Source organism: Bacteroides ilei (genome assembly GCF_900128495.1).
GTDB lineage: Bacteria > Bacteroidota > Bacteroidia > Bacteroidales > Bacteroidaceae > Phocaeicola > Phocaeicola ilei.
In genome coordinates this window covers 1,870,594-1,891,004 of record NZ_LT635801.1, presented here as the reverse complement: position 1 = coordinate 1,891,004, position 20,411 = coordinate 1,870,594, and the positions used below count along the sequence as shown (strand labels likewise).

Genomic DNA, 20,411 nt, shown 5'->3' with positions numbered 1-20,411 from the left:
CATTCCTTACATACAAAAAAGCCAGTGTCCTTCAGGACATTGGCTTTTTTGTTTTGTATAATCACAAAAATCCGCCTGATAAAAAATCAGACGGACCCTGTTTCTTGAAAACAAATATGACAGGCAATGCAATGGAAGCCCCATTACCCCATCAATCTGTAATCTCTTTACCATTAACCTTTACGTTCTTGAAAACAAACTGATTTACAATATCTTTATTTATGTATGAATCCTTATTCACTTTCAAATCCAGATTTTCAAACGTAAAGTCAGAAAGCTTATATTGGTCTTCAGCCTTTACCACATCAAACACCACATCACATTCCATCTTGATATTCCGCATCGTTACATTGTTTGAATATGAATACGGGATGTCCTTACGTCCCTTCAGATCAAAGAACTGTGTCCAGGGTTTTGCAAACAGAAAACTTGAAACTTTTCCAGTAATATCCTCTACTGTTATATACTCATAGACCTGCGGAGTATCCGGACGCATCTTCAGCCACAACAAACGTTGTGCTCTGTCTATTTGACAACGGCGGAGAATGATATTATGATTATGTACCGATTCGCTTCCACAAGTCAACGCACTGTGACAGAAACCATATACACAATCCTCAATAATGATGTTACGGTTAGCCCCGTTATGAATACTGTCCTGGTCGGCCCACGGCCCTTTACCCCCCTTTAAGGCGATAGCATCGTCATTGACCGACATGTAACAGTTCTTGACCAGCACATTTTCACAGACATCAATATCGATCGCGTCCGAACTCGGGGCCTTCACCGGCGCTGCCGGAGCAAAAATATACAGATTCAGCAATTTTGCGTTATTGCAATGATACAGATGTGTGGTCCAGAACGGTGAATTCATCAATTTCACACCAGACAACTGAATATTGTCGCTATCCGCAATATACAGAAGTCTGGGACGGAGTTCTTCCAGATTCGTACATTTGGGATTTACTTTCCTTCGCAACCAGAATGATTTCCAGTAACGCAAACCATTACCGTTAATGCATCCTTCACCCGAAATAGTAAATCCGTCAACACCGATAGCATTAACCAAAGCGGCAAAATACTTCAAGTTCTGTCCCTCCATACGGGTATCGATCACCTCAAAATTACTGATATCATCACTTCCCTTCAATGTACCACCCTTTTCTATATACAGATGTGTATTCGGCTTGAAGAACAAAGAACCGCTCAAGAAAGTTCCTTCCGGAACATAGATTACACCGCCTCCTTCCTGTGAGGCCTTATCTATGACCGTCTGGATTTTTTCTGTCTGCACAATCGTACTGTCATTCACAACTCCGTAATCGGTTATACGGTAACTCTTACCCAAGTCCTGCAATTTCACAATTTCGGTCTGGCGGAACCAATCGGGAACTGGAGTCCCGTCCGGAAACAGATCTTTTGCAGACATCTGCACAAAACACAGCACTATCGCAACAAAAGCCAGACTCCGATTCCAAAAATTATTCAATAGATTCATAAAATTAAATGATTAGTCATTAATCCTTTCGATTTTCTATTTGCAAAAATAAATTATCATTTCATATTTCAGAATAGGTAAATATACATATTCCTATTAAATTGTACACAAATGCGATTTATGAACCATATCTGTACTGAAATGAACAGAAATCGATAAATCTGTACGATATTCTATTTTGAAGAACCGATACTATATCTATTTTTGTAAAAACAAAAGATTATAAACCCTAAATACCATGAAAAAGAACTTGATCGCAGCATTACTCCTTGTGTTCGGAGGATTCTGTAACATCCAGGCACAATCTGTACCAGTACCCGACCGACAGGAAACGCTCAAGACACTGATTAAAGTCAACGATTATTTTATGAAGAAAAATCCCGACTGTCGCCTTCCAAGCTTTGTCGGTAAAATGCGTCCAAGCAACATATGGACCCGTACGATTTACTATGAAGGACTGATGGCTCTCTATACCATCCATCCTCAGGAAAAATACTTTGACTACGCCTACGAATGGGGGAATTTCCACAACTGGAACATGAGTGGAGGAGCAGCAGTCCGTCATGCCGACTATTACGCATGCGGACAAGTATACCTGGATATCTATAACATTTATCCGAAACCTGAAATCCTCAAATTCGTAAAATCGAACCTTAACATGTTGGTCAATACCCCTCAAGTGGATGAATGGACTTGGATTGACGCCATACAGATGGGTATGCCGGCATTAGCCAAAATGGGTAAACTGACCGGCGATCAGAAATATTTCGACAAAATGTGGAAAATGTATGAATATACACGAAACAAGCTGGGAGAAAACGGAATGTTTAATCTGAAGGACGGATTATGGTGGCGTGACAAAGATTTTGACCCACCCTATAAAGAACCCAACGGAGAAGATTGTTACTGGAGCAGAGGAAACGGATGGGTATACGCCGCATTGATCCGTGTACTGGATGAAATACCAGCCAATGAAACACATCGCCAGGATTACATCAATGACTTCCTCATCATGAGCAAGGCCTTGAAGAAATGCCAACGGGAAGACGGTTTCTGGAATGTCAGTCTGCATGACCCAACCAACTATGGAGGAAAGGAACTGACAGGTACGTCTCTATTCGTATATGGAATGGCATGGGGCATCCGCAACGGAATTCTTGACCGCAACGAATATCTGCCCGTTGTAGTGAAGGCATGGAACTCCATCGTTAAGGACGCAGTTCATCCGAACGGCTTTTTGGGATATGTACAAGGTACCGGTAAAGAACCGAAAGACGGACAACCTGTCACTTACGACAGTGTTCCGGATTTTGACGACTTCGGGACCGGATGTTTCCTTCTTGGAGGAACTGAAATGTATAAGCTCCAATAAACTCAACCCGAGAATATTTTTTTCATAGTTATAAATTTATAGGCATATCCCTTATTCTGGCTTGTTTCCCTTCCAGGCCAGATAAGGGATATTTAATCAATCCAATCTTAAAGACATGAAAACGACCGACATGCTGATAGCATTACTGCTTTTGGGAGGCACAGCACAAGCACAGAACTGGCCGGAGCCGAAACCCGAAGCCAAACCAGGTAGCCGTTGGTGGTGGCTGGGAAGTGCTGTCGATAAAGAAAACCTCAGCTATAACCTTCAGAAATATGGGGCTGCCGGATTAGGCTCTCTGGAAATTACCCCTATTTATGGCGTCATAGGTAATGAAAGTAATGACATCCCTTATCTGTCCGACAAATGGATGGAAATGCTCAGATATTGCCAGACTATCGGAAAACAGAATGGTATAGACATTGACATGAACAATGGTACAGGATGGCCCTTCGGCGGGCCGGAAGTAACAACCGAAGAAGCAGCTACCAAGGCCATATTTGAAAAGTTCGAAACAGAAGGAGGCAAAAATATTTCACTGAAAATAGAAATTACAGATCCGAAAGAAAAGAAACAGCAGAAAATAGCCCGATTGAGTCGACTGATGGCATACAGTGAAAACGGACAGATCCTCAATCTGACAAATAAGGTCTCAAACGGAACACTTGAATGGAAAGCCCCGTCTGGAAAATGGAAACTAGTCGCCTTGTTTATCGGCAAAACACTACAAAAGGTAAAAAGAGCCGCTCCCGGCGGTGAAGGACTGGTTATTGACCACCTGGATGCCAATGCTGTAAAAAAATACCTGTCCAAATTCGACAAGGCATTCAAAAATACCCATACGCCTTACCCACGTACATTCTTCAACGATTCATACGAAGTGTACGGTGCCGACTGGTCGCCTAGCCTTCTCGAGGAATTCCAGCGGCGCAGAGGCTACAAGCTTGAAGACCATTTTCTGGAGTTTCTGGATCAGGAACGTCCCGAAACAACCCGCCGTATCGTTTCAGACTACCGTGAAACAATGGGGGAAATGCTGCTGGAAAACTTCACGGAACAGTGGACAGCATGGGCTCACCGCCACGGAAGCACTACACGCAATCAGGCACACGGTTCTCCAGCCAACCTGATTGACGTCTACGCCGCTGTAGATATTCCAGAGTGTGAAGGCTTCGGTCTGACTGACTTCCATATCAAGGGCCTGCGTATAGATTCACTGACCCGACCAAACTTCTCAGATATTTCTATGCTGAAATACGCCTCATCGGCTGCACACATTGCTGGAAAAACTTATACATCATCCGAAACATTCACCTGGCTTACGGAACACTTCCGCACATCCCTGTCACAATGCAAACCTGATATGGACCTGATGTTCGTTTCGGGAGTAAACCATATGTTCTTCCACGGAACACCATATTCCCCCCAAAATATAGCATGGCCGGGATGGCTGTTCTACGCCAGCATTAACATGTCGCCCAGCAATACAATATGGCGTGATGCTCCGGCGTTCTTCAACTACATTACACGATGCCAGTCATTCCTGCAGATGGGACAACCCGACAATGATTTTCTGGTATATCTGCCTATCTACGACATGTGGGAGGAACTTCCGGGAAGAATGGTTGCCTTTGACATCCACAAAATGGACCAGTATGCACCTAAATTCATCAAGACAATCCAAACTATCATTTCCAACGGTTATGACGTAGACTATATTTCCGACAAATTTGTAACATCCACCCAATGTAAAGGAGAAAAACTGGTAACGGAAGGCGGAGCCCATTACAAGGCACTGATTGTGCCGGCCGTTGAGATGATGCCGGAAAAGACCCTGAAGAAACTGATAGAACTGGCACGTCAGGGTGCTACTATCATATTTGTCGAACACTACCCGAAAGATGTCCCTGGTTACAGCCAGCTACAGAAAAGACAGGCCATTTTCAAGCAGATTATCAGTCAGTTACCAGAAACACATTCGTTCGACCAGTCACAAAGTTTCAGCTTAGGTAAAGGACGAATCATTATCGGGTCCGACTATCGGAAGACGCTCGAAATGAGTGGTGTCCCGGCAGAATCCCTGAAAACCCAATGTGGCCTGCAGTTCATCCGCCGTACAAATCCGGAAGGACATCATTACTTCGTTTCGTGCCTGCAACCTAAAGACATAGATGCTTGGGTGCCCCTGAATGTTCCCGAAACGTCTGTTATGCTGTTCAACCCGATGAACGGTGACAGAGGTGTGGCACAGACCCGTGTACAGAACGGAAAGACACAGGTCCGCCTGCAGCTCAAATCGGGAGAAAGTATCATTATACAGACATTCAGAAAATCACTGGCCGGTGAACCGGAGTGGAAATATCCGGAAGAGCAAACATACAGCCTAAGCCTTGACCATGGATGGAAACTGAAGTTCATTGAAAGCACTCCGACTATTGACGGCGAATACACTATCGACACACCAAGCTCATGGACTGGAATAGACCGTCCGGAAGCCAAGACAAATATGGGCACAGCACTTTATTCGATAGAAATGGATCTGCCGCAATTGAAAGCTGACAACTGGATTCTTGACTTGGGTGACGTCAGAGAAAGTGCCCGTGTACGAATTAACGGGAAAGATGCGGGTATAGTATGGGCCGTCCCATTCCGCCTCACTGTAGGCAGCCTGCTGAAACCGGGTAAGAACTTGATTGAAGTAGAAGTGACTAACCTGCCAGCTAACCGCATTGCCGAACTAGACAGAGAAAAAGTGGAATGGCGTATCTTCAAAGATATCAATATTGCCAAACTGAATTATAAGAAAGGAACCTATGACAATTGGGAACCACTGCCATCAGGACTGAATGGAAATGTCCGCCTGATTCCGGTTTCCTATTCAAAATAGACAGAAAATGAAAAAACATAAACTAATCCTATGCCTGCTTTCGGCTTTCGCTGTAACAGGCACCTGGGCACAGCAACAGGTAGCTGCGCCCATGAAAGACGTAAACCAAGTAATTGACCTCACCCTCGATAGTCTGAACAAGGCCAAGACCGTACGCCCGGTAGCCGGATCAACTCGCAAAGGACAGAATCCGGTATTGTTTCTGGTCGGTAATTCAACTATGAGAACCGGAACATTAGGTAACGGAAATAACGGCCAGTGGGGATGGGGCTATTTTGCTCATGAATATTTTGACGAAAATAAGATTTCAGTAGAAAACCATGCATTAGGAGGAACCAGCAGCCGTACGTTCTACAAATTCTTATGGAAAGACGTTCTGAAAGGTGTCCGGAAAGGCGATTGGGTCATCATTGAACTTGGACATAACGATAATGGTCCGTACGATAGCGGCAGAGCCCGTGCATCCATCCCCGGAATCGGGAACGACAGCCTGATTGTCACTATCAAAGAAACCGGAGTACGAGATACAGTCTATACTTACGGAGAATACATGCGCCGCTATATCCAAGAAACAAAAGCCAAAGGAGCGCACCCGATTCTGTTTTCACTCACACCCCGTAACGCTTGGGATGACAAAGACAGCACCATTATTATCCGTGTAAACCAGACTTTCGGCCTTTGGGCCAAACAAGTAGCCGAAGCAGAAAACGTACCGTTCATCGATCTGAATGAAATCACGGCACGTAAATTCGAGAAATTCGGTAAAGAAAAGGTAAAATATATGTTCTATCTTGACCGCATCCATACCAGCACATTCGGTGCCCGTGTCAATGCCGAATCGGCAGCAGAAGGCATACGTAACTGCCCCGGTCTGGAACTTGCGCAATATTTGAAACCCATCGTCAAAGATACAATAACAGGATCAAGCAGGAAACCGGGATGCCCGGTTCTTTTCACTATAGGCGACAGCACTGTACACAACCAGGACAAGGATAAAGACGGCCCGTGGGGATGGGGAAGTGTTATAGGAGAACTGTTCGACAACAAACGTATTACTGTCGAGAATTGTGCTAAAGCAGGTAGAAGTGCCCGAACTTTTCTGGAAGAAGGCTATTGGGACAAGGTATATAATGCTCTACAACCGGGTGATTATGTAATCATGCAGTTCGGACATAACGATGCAGGACCAATCAACACAGGAAAGGCACGTGCCGAACTCCCAGGTTCCGGCAATGAAAGTAAAGTTTTTCTGATGGAAGCGACCAAACAATATGATGTAGTCTACACTTTCGGATGGTACATCCGAAAATTCGTAATGGATGCCAAAGAAAAGGGAGCTATCCCTATCGTATTGAGCCATACTCCACGTAACATGTGGGACAACGGGAAAATACAGAGCAACGCTACTTCATTCGGCAAATGGTCGGCTGAAGCCGCCCAATCAACCGGAGCCTATTATATCGACCTCAACAAACTGACAGGTAGCAAATTACAGAAACTTGGCTATGAAAAAGGTCTGAAGAAAGTCGGTGTCTATTATTGCGGAGACCACACCCACTTCTCACTCAAAGGAGCAAGACTGAATGCCCGAAGCATTGCTGAAGGCCTGCTCCAGTCAGATTGTAACCTGAAAGATTATCTGAAATAAACCTGGCTACAAAATAGCCGGCAGAAAGAATAAACGCAAATCACCCGGATAAATAAGACTAACCAGACTTATTTACCCGGGTGATTTTTTATAGATCTTATAGAATAAAGAGATTTACGATTCTAAAGAGGCAATACCCTATTATTGTAAAGTAACTCCCATCAAACCTATAACTACATCGTTTGCAAGAGTTTCCAGTGTCAACGACTTCAATTCCTTTCCGGATGACAGAGGCATATCAAGCAGCACTCCTGCCCCACCGTCTATTTCCCGTCCATATACACCGGTTATCCCCAATTCCTTTCCTAAATCACGGCTTACTTTCCCTGATTTCAGATGCAAGCGGTAAGGACGGGGATCAGGCACCGTAAATGCAGCACCGTCTACATAGAAATCCTGCTCTATCGGGCACCAATTGTCCGGATTAGTCAGTGTCAGACGATCGGATGTACCATCTGCATATTCTACGGTAACTATCCCATTCGCTATACGACATTGCATATGGTTAGTACTTCCGGCAAGTAACAGATAGGCATGCGAAGCCTTACCAGACAACGGAATTGAAATACGATCGGGATAATTGTCCCAAAGCGAAGTGAAAGCAATATTGTTTCCTTCTTTCATCAAACGGAACGGTATACCCAAACCTGTTACAAACTTATTATCGTGAATCAGATTTCTTAAGCCCGAATCATCGACCGTAGCGCTAAGCAATGGATGACACCATTCCCCTATTCCCTGAACCGGAAGCTGTAAGGTAGTATATGGAGAACGAGGAGAATAATACTGCTCCTTAAAAATAGAAGTTACCGAATCATTCAGGAAACGATCCATATCTACCATCCGACATGATGCCGCATCAATATCATCAAAATCAGGCCTGAATTCTTTCCGTTCCGGAATAAATATATTGACAGGTTGCCACCATTCCATACTCCCCTGTCGGGTTTTAATAAAAATGGTATGATGCCCATATACAGCATTTACAATTGCTGAAAAATGCTTTCCGGACCCCATGTCATAACTTTCCAATATACGTTGAGGATCATATACTTCCGTAACTGTAACTTCCGAGGGTATATCAAGTTTCAAGGAAGCGCCTGTCTCCACAAGCATTTCTTTACCTGTCAAATCGGCCAGTTCTCCCCCTTTCCATACAATCATAACCTCCGCTTCAGAAACAGTTGCCGGAATCTTTATAGATATCACCGGATAACCGTTGGCTGAAGGAATGACTGACCATCCGGTTTTCTTTCCGTTCACCGTCACCGAACCGATACGCTCTTTACGCACATTCAACTGCAAGTCAACATCCAAAGGCTTCACAAAATGACTGGAAATCTTGTACACATCCTGTTCTCCCTTCCGCTCAAAAGAATAAGACACATCCGGCATTTCAAATGCAGCCTTATCCCAATCCATAGGAAATCCCGGACGGATAACAACCTTATCATGCAAAGCATCGGGTAAAACCCCGAATAATCCCTGTATCAACAATCGTGATGCCACTCCGATAGGATCCCCAAAATCACGGTAACACTCTCCTCGGGCCGCATCATAAAAACTCACTTGTCCCCAGTTACCCGGACTATCTCCCACGTACATTCCATCCAACACAGAACTTTTCAACAATTTGAAACCACTTTCGGCACGCCCAGCCTGAAAGTAGGCCAAAGCAGTATGCATCACCTCAGCAAACGCTACATTGTTGATACTCCAAGAATATGGAAGCCAGTTGGAAGTTGAAATGGTTTCATATCCTTCATCCGGCAACCCTTCGGCCTTTACAGGAATATGAGGTATGGAAGTATCAATATAACGGGTAGCCTGGTAAGTCTGGAAAGGATCGGCGGTCTCACTGTCTATGGCATGATAAATAGTCCACACAGCCGCACTTTCATGCAAGCGCTTGTATCCCATAAAATCCTGAAACTCGGCCCAATGTCCTTTATCAGCCATCCAAAGACGAGTATTCATAGCCTGCAGAATTTTCTCCGACTCTTTCCGGTAAGGTTCAGGATCTTCTCCGATTTTGGCCGCTATTTCAGCAGCCCACTTATTGGCACGGTAATTATAGGCCGATGAATGAGTTACGGCACCACTATTATAATAAAGGGCGTCACTTGCCCATATACAGGCATAAGCATCATACAGGCCATCATTATCCGGATCATAATTCAATTTCTCCCAAGCCAGATGACGGGTAATGACAGGCCACATTTTACGTGCATAATCTACATCGCCGGTCCAATTCATATGCCACAACAACTCATCTATATAACAGAGGTTCATGTCATAATGATGCATCTGGTCATTACGGTGAGGATTACGGCAGATATAACCGTTGCTGTACTGAGGTGTACCCCATTTCTTTACAGAACGGGCCAAATGCATAGCAGAATCCTGGGCCGGATGTGGAATAGTATTAGGCACACCAGTTACCTGACTGGCTGCATAAGCATCAAAATGCGTACGGGCACGGTCATGCCACCCTAACGCATCACCAGTATAGGCAGCCCGCCAACCGCTTAAAGGCATACGCCAGCCTACAGCCCCATGCAACCATACCTCTCCGTCCCAAATACCATCAGCAGCGGCAACAAGTGTTCCTCCCAACGTATTGATATAAGGATCAGGAGTTATAAATTTTACTCTGGACACAAGACTCACACGTGCCTTCTCCGATTTTCCGTATAACATCCTTCCTTCCGCCAATGTCGGAATACGAAGATCCAGATTCTCCAGTATCAAATAAGATTCTTTATCTAACCGTAAATCATATTGCTTCAATTGCTCCGGATGTTCAGGTGCCTCGAAACAACCGGGAGGATCGGCTCCCATATCTCCATTACGGTTCAATTTCTTGGCACGGATCTCAGAAATGTAACAATGCAACACAGCATCCTTGGGCATATTCTCTGTTTCAAACTTCCATACTGCACCGTCAACATCCGGAAAAGCCAAGACAGATACAGACAATATTCCACCCTTCCAAGCCTCGTCCTTCAATGAATAGGTACGGCGACCGGCCGTATACCTGGCCTCACAATAGTCTATGGAATCAAGAGCCAGAACAGAAGTACCACATTGAAGACTAAAACGGATATTCTTACTCTCTTTCTTATCATAAGCAGCAAAAACCGGACGGTCGCTCGTCTCCAGACGGAAAGGCGACCAACTTCCATAAAGTGCCCGTGTAAACCGGTTTTTTCCATTCACACAGACAAAGTCATCACCTTCCGGATAATACTGCAGCCGACGTACAGTTCCTCTCTTATCCTCATTATAAGAAGTAGACTCAATAAAATCACCTATTCTTTTTGCTTGTCTGGACTGTGACCATCCCGGCAAAAAACCAATAGTCATCAAAGCAAACCAAAGATAATGGACATTTTTCATAATCATGCAAACTACTAAAGTATAATGGAACGACAATCAAGGCAATGGCTTCAAACCTTCCCAGCGAACATTCCATTTGCCGTCTTTCGGAAATCCAGGATTAATTCCTTCCGATCCATCCCATCCAGCACACATCATGGCAACCGCAGTCAACAACCCGCCATTGCCCGGCAAATAGATACGTAACCTGCCATCCTGATAATTATGACCATTCACCAGATAAGTATTGGTACGTTTATCCATCAGCAAAGCACCTACCGCTTTCTCAGGTTCTCCCAAACGGGCCGCATTCATGGCTGTCATCGGATAATCCCATCCCCATGTCTTGTTCCAGTTCCAGTTATCCCAGACCCAATGAAGCGTATTCTTCATATACTCCACATTAGTCTGGTTACTTAATGGCAAAATACCCACAGCCCCCAATACAGCCATATGATCAGAAGTAAAACGGATATCCTTGTAGGTATCTGTTGCAGTTTCGGCCGCCAGATACAATTTATCCTCATTATAAGCCAGAGGAGAAAGTTTTGCTATTAACGTATCCCATTCCGGAACTCGCTTCATACCGGCACGTTCCCGCCACTTCTGGGCTGTTTCCATAGCAAAATGCCAGTAAGACAATTCAAAAGGAGGATTGACAGTTTCGGCTGCCTTCAAAGTTTCCTGTGCAGGAATAGCACCTTTCAGTACATAACGGTCATTCCCTTTATCATATGTAGCAAACGAATACATAAAGGCAGCAGTTTCCTGAATCAACGGATTATACTTCCGGATGATACTGTCTGAAGGGTCTGCCCTATAAACCAGTTCGGCCAAATAAATAAGATGAGGTTGTTGCCATATCAGAAAACTACCGACATTTGAAGGAGCTTCCTCACCGCTAGGGTCAGTCATCTTCATCCAACGTACACCGTCGTATCCCTGGCGACTTGCAATTTCCCTGGCTACAGGTTCTACTGTACCATACCATCCTAACGTACGGTCAAGCAGTTCGGGATGTCCCCATAAGGCAAATTGGGCCTGATGCCACCAAATCATTTCCATATGAAACTTCCCAAACCAGGAATTATACGTAAGTCCTGTCTCTTGAGGAGGAGTGGATCCAGCACATTGTATAGCCAACAAATATTGGCTCAGCACTACACGGCGTTCCAGCTCCTTGGCCCGCGGATCAGTACACTGAGAAAAATCGGCCACGCCTCCCTTTTGCCAATAACCATTCCAATAAGCAGCAGAAGCTTTCTCGGCCTGGGCAAATGTTATATCAGGAACTGTCGGTTGTTCCGGAGTAAACAGGCAGGTAAACGACAATACCGTATCTGCCGGTGTCAGAACAAAATAGTTCTTTTTCTTTTCTGTAACAGTTGCCTCACCTTCCCAACAGACCGTCACATAATAAACAGTAGAATCCAATTCACGTTTCAACACAGCCGAATGAGCATCCTGGGTAAGTAAAGTCGTGGAATGTCTGTCATCGGAATTCCAATCACAAGCATCATCACTATGTTTTCCGGTAGGATACGGAAAACGTAACTTGACCGCAGGATGGATCTGTGAAGAAATATGGGCCGCAATCATATCCAAGGAAGGATGACACACAGTCTGTACATGATAAGCAGTGCCATCCAAACTAAAACGGCTGTCAATCTCTCCATTCCACATGTCCAAAGTCTGATGGATATCCTTCACTTGTGAAACAGTTACACTATCACCTGTTTCCAATCCTACAATCCCCAGATGCAGACGGTGAGGATTGATGCGATACCATTCGGAAGCATCATGCTGACGGCCTTTTTCCTTAAACTGACAGGCATATAACTCTTTATGCCCTTTTCCAAAATCAAACTCTTTCAAATATTCTTCTCTCCTGAATTTCTCAGGATTGGCAAAACTATGCCACCCCCATTGACTCTGTGTTCCCAACGGGACGCCATTACTATATACTTCGGGAAATGTCTGCAGTCCGGTTATATCTACCGTATAGGCAAATCCTCCATTACCAACCGATAAAGAAGACAGAGAATCAACAGCTGTTACCTGTGGATTGTTACGGGTAACCAAAGCCAACCGGTCAATCGGTTCTGTTTTTTGTGTACTACATGCTGCCAACATCAGGACAGCTACAGAATATACCCAACCTTTCATGTTTTTCATTGGTTTTATAATTAGATTAAGTTCGTTATCGCCCACGAAAATAAACAATATATTATAAAACACATAGATTTTACAGACAAATGGCACGAATTTTACCTTTTATTTAGAAACCAATAAAATAAAAAGACCGGAAAAACGATTCTCCGTCCTCCCGGTCAACTGTTATAAATATAAATCTCAATATCAGAACTGGAACAAGGCTGTCAACACCAGACGATGATTCATTACTGTATGTGATTCCGTAGCCTTCGCCTTAGCGTCAAACTCATCGCCATACCACGCATTACACAAAGAATATTCAGCTCCGAACTTCCAATGAGGAACGTTATAGGTGAGTTCGGCCGTACCGGTAAACAGCTGCCCCAATCCGGTTCCTGTCCCTAATACATCTATGACTTCCTTACTGGCACCCAACGACTTCAGATAGCCAAAGAACAAAGCAGGACGCCATTTTTTCCCGTAAGCGACATTTACCCACGTAGCGGAAGTACGCAATGGAGTATATGCCTGTTCGCCCGTAACCGGATCAATATGAGTAATGCCATACCCACCGACCGTACTGGTCTGAGTCAGATTGGTACCTAATACACTTTTCGCTGCCACCAGCCAGTTATGCCGTACATATTTGACATGCGCCTCGGCCGACACACCGGTAATCCGTTCATCAACCTTATAGGTGGTAGTGACATTATCATCCGTCACTTCCGAATTCACACGAGGTGTTATAGAACTCACATGTACTCCTGCTCCCGCTATCAGCCCCGTATGCTTATAATCCATTCCGACATACCATTCGGGCATACAACTTTTCTTTATGAACTCCTGGCTCTTCTGCGTACCTGTTTCACCGGCTTTGTTGGATTTCGGACCTACAGACAGATACTGCGACTGCCACACAGCTGCAGCTGTCAGCTGAAAATGACGGTCACTATAACGGTAACGGATCTGTGGAGCACGACTGAAAGGCTGGTAAGGTGCTCCCATATTCAGGTTCAGAATCTCAGGGGATACATCACCATACAAAGGATGCCATGTCTGACCAACCAGCAAAGCTGACTTTTTCCATGCCAGGTTGAAATAGGCATGACGCACACGGAATAAGGAATAAGTTGTTCCTGATCCACGAAAATCGACCTCCACTTTGGCTGAAGTCCTGGCTTTCCCAAGTTTGGGCCCATTAATATCTACCCCCAACCGTGTATACAAGGTATAGAAATCACTGTTGGAATTTCCATTCAAGTCCTCCCCATTGGGATCAAGATTTTTATCCAATGGATACATATAGAACAAACCGTCGACCGTTTCAGAATTGGAACGGCTGTTATAGAACAAATCCGTACGGACCTGTCCGTAAAAATTATAGTCAAACCCCTTTTTCTGGGAAAAAACATTGGCTGTTCCACCCAAGAGAACAGCCAACAATAAACAATATTTTTTCATTCTATCAAAACAACTGTTTGCCATTAAAAATAAAAACCAAAACCTATCTTCACACCCAACTTGCTGTAATCAGAGCAATCATTAAAACTCAGGTCATAATATACAGCAGGCTCAATTGTAACCGTCCTGCTCAAGAAAAAAGCATAACCCAATTCGGGAGTAAGACATACTATATTTTTCCGGGTAGCTCCATTCGACAAATGCTTATAGGCCAAACCTAACCCACCATACACACCACTATCAGCTATATAGTAACGCATTCCGGCTCCAAGACTCGTCTCATCTAGGCCATTCTCAACATATTCGCCTTTAAAACCAACCAAAACAGACAAGTTATCACAGATAAAGGCCCCTCCACTTATACTCAATCCGAAATTAGTTCCTTCATATTTACTATGAGAGAGATTCAAACCAGTCAACGAAGTATTCAAATACCATGTACCTTTCTCAAACTGCGCATTCGCCTGAATGCATCCCATCAACAAGATAAAAACTATCAGTATCTTTTTCATACTCTTTAACTCAGTTTCTTATATTTTCTGAACCAAACGACAAACCAGACAACCGCTATGATGACACAGCATCCTCCCAACGGATATGCAACAGACGGAGCCAATGCAAGACCTTCCGGTGCTATCAATATATACGTTGAACATACGCACGTCATAAACAACGCCGGTATCAAAGTCACCCAATAATTTTTCTTTGAACATACCAACCATACTGTTATGGCCCATAATGTAAAGACAGACAATGTCTGGTTACACCATGCAAAATATCTCCAGATAATCTTGAATCCTTCAGCATCACCGAAACTGTAAAGTAACAACCCCATAGTCAACAGGAATATAGGAATACAGATCATCAGACGACGACGTATGGAACGCTGCTCCATATGCAGAAAATCAGCAACAATAAGCCGGGCAGAACGCAAAGCCGTATCACCACTGGTAATAGGAGCAGCAACAATACCTAAAATAGCCAGGATGCCACCAAAAGTCCCCAACCAATCATTTGAAATGTCGGTAGCTACCTTTGCACCTGAATAGGCTATACCGGTAGCTTCATCTACAATCCCGTTTTCATGGAAAAAATAAGTAGCGGCTGCAGCCCATATCAACGCAACTATACCTTCCGTCACCATGGCACCATAAAATACGGGGCGGCAATGTTTTTCATTGGTAATACACCGAGCCATCAACGGAGATTGTGTAGCATGGAATCCGCTTATCGCCCCACAGGCAATAGAAATGAACATCATCGGAAATATCGGATTCTTTTCGTATTTTGTGCCGAAACCGTTCCACATTTCCGGCAAGTCAGGATTCTTTACATAAAGCATGACTAAAATACCTACTGCCATAAACAATAAGGCAAAAGCAAACAACGGATAAATCTTTCCGATAATTTTATCAATAGGCATCAGGGTTGCCAACACATAATAAATGAAAATCACTACGATCCAGAAATAAATATTCAAGGAATCGGGAGTCATACCAGCCAGCAACTCAGCGGGACCGGAAACAAAGACTGCTCCAACAAGAATCATGAGCAACACTGTAAACACACAAGCTACTTGTTTGGTACGGTTACCAAGAAAACGTCCGATAATTTCAGGAAGACTTTCTCCTGAATGCCTGATAGACAAGCCCCCGGCAAGAAAATCATGCACGGCACCGGCAAATATAGTACCCAATACAATCCATAAATAAGAAGCCGTACCAAACTGCGCTCCCATTATAGCTCCGAATATCGGTCCCAGACCGGCAATATTCAGAAATTGGATCATAAAAATCTTCCAGGTGGGAAGAGGTATGAAATCCACTCCATCGGCCATAGTCAGTGCCGGAGTCTTTTTAGAAGAATCAGGAGCAAATAATTTATCGATGTATTTCCCATAGACCCAATAGCCAACCAGTAACAAAACCAAAGCTATACTAAATGTTATCATATGTAATTTTATTAAAACGACGGCAAAAATAACAAATTAAAAGGATAGTCAATATTTTTATATAATAAAATTTACTCATTCATTATTAAGTCCAAATAAAAAGGCCGGGGCAACCTTCCATCCCATAGATTGTTTGTATATTTGCCACACCCAAAAACAACAGATATGTATCATTTCAAAATAATAATCCTATTCTTATCTCTATGCGGATTTGTATATAGGACCCCAGTCTCAGGACAATCCATACAGTCCAAATATGAAATCAGAGCTACATGGCTCACGACATTGGGAGGTCTGGACTGGCCGTCACAAAAAGCGACAAGTGCCGGAAGCATAGAACGCCAAAAAAAAGAATTATGCAACATATTGGACAAACTGAAGGCAGCCAATTTCAATACCGTTCTTTTGCAGACACGTGTACGGGGAGATGTTATCTATCCATCTAAAATCGAAGCTTTCACTGAATCCCTCAGCGGACACGAAGCACAAAATCCAGGTTATGACCCATTGAAATTCGCAATCGACGAATGTCATAAACGGGGGTTGGAACTGCATGCATGGTTTGTCACCATTCCTATAGGAAACCTTCGTCAGGTACGACTTTTAGGGAAAAACTCTGTAACTAGAAAACATCCGGGTATCTGTACCCGGTTCAAAGATAGTTGGTACCTCAACCCAGGAAATCCGGGAACAGCCGATTATCTGGCAAGTCTGGTACATGAAATCGTTGCCAATTACGACATAGACGGTATACATTTCGACTATATCCGCTATCCGGAACAAGGCGAAAAATTTCCAGACCAGGCAACTTACCGTAAATACGGCAAAAAACAACCGTTGAAAAATTGGCGTAGGAATAACATAACCAATATCGTACGACGACTTTATTCCGAAACAAAAAAACTGAAGCCATGGGTAAAGGTCAGCAGCTCTCCCATCGGAAAATACAATGATACCGGACGATACCCGTCGAGAGGCTGGAATGCATACGAAACAGTATACCAGGACGCCCAGGCATGGTTGAAAGAAGGTATTCATGACGCCTTGTTTCCCATGATGTATTTTCAAGGCAACAGTTTCTACCCGTTTGCCCTTGACTGGCAGGAAAACAAGTCTGGGAAATGGATTATACCTGGTCTAGGAATCTATTTTCTTCATCCTAAGGAGCAGAATTGGAAACTGGATGAAATAGTACGGCAAATATACTTCATACGCAGCATCAAGTTAGACGGGCAAGCCTATTTCCGGAACAGATTCCTGCTAGATAATACAAAGGGGTTATTTGACCAACTCAAAGAACAATTCTATACTACACCGGCAGTGGTCCCTCCCATGACATGGATTGACAGCATTGCACCGTCTGCCCCTTCAGAACCGTATTTCCAACCGTTGGATAGAGGAGTCAGACTTTCATGGAAACCATCTACCGACAATCTGGCCACACCTGTATTCTATCGCATATACGCATCCAATGAATATCCGGTAAATATTGAAGACCCCCAAAATCTGATAGAGATACGTACTGATTCAACCCAATATACCTATATTCCTGAACTGCCATGGAATGAACGGATCTACTGGGCGGTAACAGCAACAGACCGCTGTGGAAATGAAAGCATGCCTCTACCGATGAATAAGCCTTTCCTTCAAGAAAGTAATTTGAAAAATTAATGGGAATAAGCAAAATAATCATTACTTTTGCATAACTATTGAAATAATAAACTTAATCATATCACATGAGCAATCAACGATACATGATGCGTGGCGTTTCAGCATCAAAAGAAGATGTACATAACGCAATCAAAAACATTGATAAAGGTATATTCCCTAAGGCATTCTGCAAGATTATTCCGGATATTCTGGGTGGAGACCCGGAATACTGCAACATCATGCACGCCGACGGAGCCGGAACAAAATCCTCTTTGGCCTATCTGTACTGGAAAGAAACAGGCGACCTGTCCGTATGGAAAGGAATTGCACAAGATGCACTGATCATGAACATCGACGACCTGTTGTGCGTAGGGGCAGTAGACAATATTCTGGTATCTTCTACAATCGGCCGGAATAAACTGCTGGTACCGGGAGAAGTGATTTCAGCCATTATCAACGGTACTGACGAATTGCTGGCCGAACTTCGTGACATGGGTGTAGGAGTCTATGCGACAGGTGGTGAAACAGCCGACGTAGGCGATCTGGTACGCACCATTATTGTAGACAGTACGGTAACTTGCCGTATGAAACGCTCGGATGTAATAGACAACGCCAACATACGTCCGGGAGATGTGATTGTCGGCTTGGCTTCTTTCGGCCAGGCTACTTATGAGAAAGAATATAACGGCGGTATGGGGAGCAATGGACTGACCAGTGCCCGTCACGATGTATTCAGCAAATACCTGGCAGAAAAATATCCGGAAAGTTATGACCACGCCGTACCCTCAGAACTGGTATACAGCGGTAAACTCAAACTGACAGATGCCGTAGAAGGCTCTCCATTGGATGCCGGAAAACTGGTTCTTTCTCCTACACGGACTTATGCCCCTGTAGTCAAAAAACTGCTCGATGCCCTACGGCCGCAGATCCACGGTATGGTTCACTGTTCGGGCGGAGCACAGACAAAAGTCCTGCATTTTGTAGGCGACAACTGCCGTGTCATTAAAGATAACCTCTTCCCCGTTCCTCCTTTGTTCCGTACTATCAAGGAACAGAGTGGTACCGACTGGGACGAAATGTATAAGGTTTTCAATATGGGACATCGTCTGGAAGTCTATCTGTCACCGGAACATGCAGAACAGGTAATCGAAATCAGCAAGTCGTTCAATATCGATGCTCAGATTATCGGACGCATTGAAGAAAGCGATCACAAAGAACTGATTATCCGTTCTGAATTCGGAGAATTTACATATTAATCAACTGCCATAATTAAGGAATAAAATGGCAGAACATAATACCATACTAGAGAAGCTGGACGGCTTGATGTCACGTTTCGAAGAAGTCTCGACATTGATTACCGACCCGAATGTAATTGCCGACCAGAAACGATATGTCAAACTGACTAAAGAATATAAGGAACTGGGTGACTTGATGACCGCGCGTAAAGAGTACTTGCAATGCCTCAACGGCTTGGAGGAGGCTAAAATGATGATGTCGGAAAGTGATCCAGAAATGAAAGAAATGGCCCGTGAAGAGGCAGCTAAATATGAAGCACGTATACCGGAACTGGAAGAAGAGATCAAATTACTGCTGATTCCGGCCGATCCTCAGGACGACCGCAATGCCATCCTGGAAATCCGTGGTGGTACAGGAGGAGACGAAGCTGCAATATTTGCAGGTGATTTGTTCCGCATGTATTCTAAATATTGTGAGTCGAAAGGTTGGAAGCTGGAAGTTTCAAGTGCCAACGAAGGGGCTGCCGGCGGTTTCAAGGAAATTATCTGTTCTGTTACAGGAGAAAAAGTTTACGGAACCTTAAAGTATGAATCGGGAGTACATCGGGTACAACGGGTACCTGCAACAGAAACCCAAGGACGCGTACATACATCGGCAGCATCTGTAGCAGTACTACCCGAAGCAGAACCGTTCGATGTAGAAATCAACGAAGGAGAAATCAAATGGGATACATTCCGAAGCGGCGGTGCAGGAGGACAGAATGTCAACAAAGTGGAATCAGGAGTACGATTACGCTACAACTGGAAAAATCCTAACACCGGAATTGTGGAAGAAATTCTCATTGAATGTACCGAAACCCGTGACCAACCTAAAAACAAGGAACGGGCATTGGCACGTTTACGTACCTTCATCTACGACAAGGAACACCAGAAATACATTGACGATATCGCTTCCAAGCGTAAAACCATGGTAAGTACAGGCGACCGTTCTGCAAAGATCCGGACCTATAATTATCCGCAGGGGCGTATTACCGATCACCGCATTAACTACACCATTTACAATCTGGCTGCCTTCATGGATGGTGACATCCAAGACTGTATCGACCACCTGATTGTTGCGGAGAACGCAGAACGTTTAAAAGAAAGTGAATTATAAGCCGAAACATAATGTAAATAA

At 44.1% G+C, this 20,411-nt stretch carries 12 protein-coding genes; 6 read left to right on the top strand and 6 right to left on the bottom strand.

What is annotated here, in order from left to right:
- Nucleotides 1–151 precede the first annotated feature (151 nt).
- The gene (locus BQ7489_RS08095; RefSeq protein WP_204352767.1) at nt 152–1,429 is read right to left on the bottom strand and encodes a rhamnogalacturonidase; all 1,278 of its coding nucleotides are present in this window, start codon (nt 1,427–1,429) and stop codon (nt 152–154) included.
- Between the two features lie 307 nt (nt 1,430–1,736).
- On the opposite strand from BQ7489_RS08095, the gene BQ7489_RS08090 reads away from it, so the two are divergent.
- The 3 genes from BQ7489_RS08090 to BQ7489_RS08080 all read left to right on the top strand — a co-directional run bounded on the left by BQ7489_RS08090 (nt 1,737) and on the right by BQ7489_RS08080 (nt 7,405).
- Complete coding sequence (locus BQ7489_RS08090) at nt 1,737–2,870, top strand: glycoside hydrolase family 88/105 protein (RefSeq protein ID WP_072530612.1); 1,134 nt, start codon at nt 1,737–1,739, stop codon at nt 2,868–2,870.
- Between the two features lie 115 nt (nt 2,871–2,985).
- On the top strand, nt 2,986–5,757 hold the full coding sequence (locus BQ7489_RS08085) for an alpha-L-rhamnosidase (protein WP_072530611.1): 2,772 nt from the start codon (nt 2,986–2,988) through the stop codon (nt 5,755–5,757).
- A gap of 7 nt (nt 5,758–5,764) precedes the next feature.
- Entirely contained in the window at nt 5,765–7,405 is a 1,641-nt protein-coding gene (locus BQ7489_RS08080; RefSeq protein ID WP_072530610.1) for a rhamnogalacturonan acetylesterase, read from the top strand.
- Between the two features lie 141 nt (nt 7,406–7,546).
- Here BQ7489_RS08080 and BQ7489_RS08075 read toward each other — a convergent pair whose 3' ends face one another.
- The 5 genes from BQ7489_RS08075 to BQ7489_RS08055 all read right to left on the bottom strand — a co-directional run bounded on the left by BQ7489_RS08075 (nt 7,547) and on the right by BQ7489_RS08055 (nt 16,349).
- The gene (locus BQ7489_RS08075) at nt 7,547–10,771 is read right to left on the bottom strand and encodes a DUF4450 domain-containing protein (RefSeq protein ID WP_394334077.1); all 3,225 of its coding nucleotides are present in this window, start codon (nt 10,769–10,771) and stop codon (nt 7,547–7,549) included.
- Nucleotides 10,772–10,840: 69 nt separating this feature from the next.
- Nucleotides 10,841–12,949: a hypothetical protein gene (locus BQ7489_RS08070; RefSeq protein WP_072530609.1), complete on the bottom strand. Its 2,109-nt coding sequence runs from the start codon at nt 12,947–12,949 to the stop codon at nt 10,841–10,843.
- 192 nt (nt 12,950–13,141) lie between these two features.
- On the bottom strand, nt 13,142–14,398 hold the full coding sequence (locus BQ7489_RS08065) for a hypothetical protein (protein WP_072530608.1): 1,257 nt from the start codon (nt 14,396–14,398) through the stop codon (nt 13,142–13,144).
- 23 nt (nt 14,399–14,421) lie between these two features.
- The gene (locus tag BQ7489_RS08060; protein WP_072530607.1) at nt 14,422–14,910 is read right to left on the bottom strand and encodes a hypothetical protein; all 489 of its coding nucleotides are present in this window, start codon (nt 14,908–14,910) and stop codon (nt 14,422–14,424) included.
- A gap of 5 nt (nt 14,911–14,915) precedes the next feature.
- Nucleotides 14,916–16,349, bottom strand: coding sequence for a carbon starvation CstA family protein (locus BQ7489_RS08055; RefSeq protein WP_072530606.1), 1,434 nt, complete (start codon nt 16,347–16,349; stop codon nt 14,916–14,918).
- 165 nt (nt 16,350–16,514) lie between these two features.
- Between BQ7489_RS08055 and BQ7489_RS08050 the strand changes: the two genes are divergently transcribed.
- The 3 genes from BQ7489_RS08050 to prfA all read left to right on the top strand — a co-directional run bounded on the left by BQ7489_RS08050 (nt 16,515) and on the right by prfA (nt 20,390).
- Entirely contained in the window at nt 16,515–18,020 is a 1,506-nt protein-coding gene (locus tag BQ7489_RS08050; protein ID WP_072530605.1) for a glycoside hydrolase family 10-like protein, read from the top strand.
- A 65-nt stretch (nt 18,021–18,085) separates the two neighbouring features.
- On the top strand, nt 18,086–19,255 hold the full coding sequence (locus BQ7489_RS08045; protein ID WP_072530604.1) for an AIR synthase-related protein: 1,170 nt from the start codon (nt 18,086–18,088) through the stop codon (nt 19,253–19,255).
- Between the two features lie 25 nt (nt 19,256–19,280).
- The gene (prfA, locus tag BQ7489_RS08040) at nt 19,281–20,390 is read left to right on the top strand and encodes a peptide chain release factor 1 (RefSeq protein ID WP_072530603.1); all 1,110 of its coding nucleotides are present in this window, start codon (nt 19,281–19,283) and stop codon (nt 20,388–20,390) included.
- Nucleotides 20,391–20,411 lie beyond the last annotated feature (21 nt).

Excerpts from the sequence above, each read along its gene's own strand:
- BQ7489_RS08095 (WP_204352767.1), bottom strand. The coding sequence starts at position 1,429 with ATGTCTGCAAAAGATCTGTTTCCGGACGGGACTCCAGTTCCCGATTGG.
- BQ7489_RS08090 (WP_072530612.1), top strand. The coding sequence starts at position 1,737 with ATGAAAAAGAACTTGATCGCAGCATTACTCCTTGTGTTCGGAGGATTC.
- BQ7489_RS08085 (WP_072530611.1), top strand. The coding sequence starts at position 2,986 with ATGAAAACGACCGACATGCTGATAGCATTACTGCTTTTGGGAGGCACA.
- BQ7489_RS08080 (WP_072530610.1), top strand. The coding sequence starts at position 5,765 with ATGAAAAAACATAAACTAATCCTATGCCTGCTTTCGGCTTTCGCTGTA.
- BQ7489_RS08075 (WP_394334077.1), bottom strand. The coding sequence starts at position 10,771 with ATGACTATTGGTTTTTTGCCGGGATGGTCACAGTCCAGACAAGCAAAA.
- BQ7489_RS08070 (WP_072530609.1), bottom strand. The coding sequence starts at position 12,949 with ATGAAAGGTTGGGTATATTCTGTAGCTGTCCTGATGTTGGCAGCATGT.
- BQ7489_RS08065 (WP_072530608.1), bottom strand. The coding sequence starts at position 14,398 with ATGAAAAAATATTGTTTATTGTTGGCTGTTCTCTTGGGTGGAACAGCC.
- BQ7489_RS08060 (WP_072530607.1), bottom strand. The coding sequence starts at position 14,910 with ATGAAAAAGATACTGATAGTTTTTATCTTGTTGATGGGATGCATTCAG.
- BQ7489_RS08055 (WP_072530606.1), bottom strand. The coding sequence starts at position 16,349 with ATGATAACATTTAGTATAGCTTTGGTTTTGTTACTGGTTGGCTATTGG.
- BQ7489_RS08050 (WP_072530605.1), top strand. The coding sequence starts at position 16,515 with ATGTATCATTTCAAAATAATAATCCTATTCTTATCTCTATGCGGATTT.
- BQ7489_RS08045 (WP_072530604.1), top strand. The coding sequence starts at position 18,086 with ATGAGCAATCAACGATACATGATGCGTGGCGTTTCAGCATCAAAAGAA.
- prfA (WP_072530603.1), top strand. The coding sequence starts at position 19,281 with ATGGCAGAACATAATACCATACTAGAGAAGCTGGACGGCTTGATGTCA.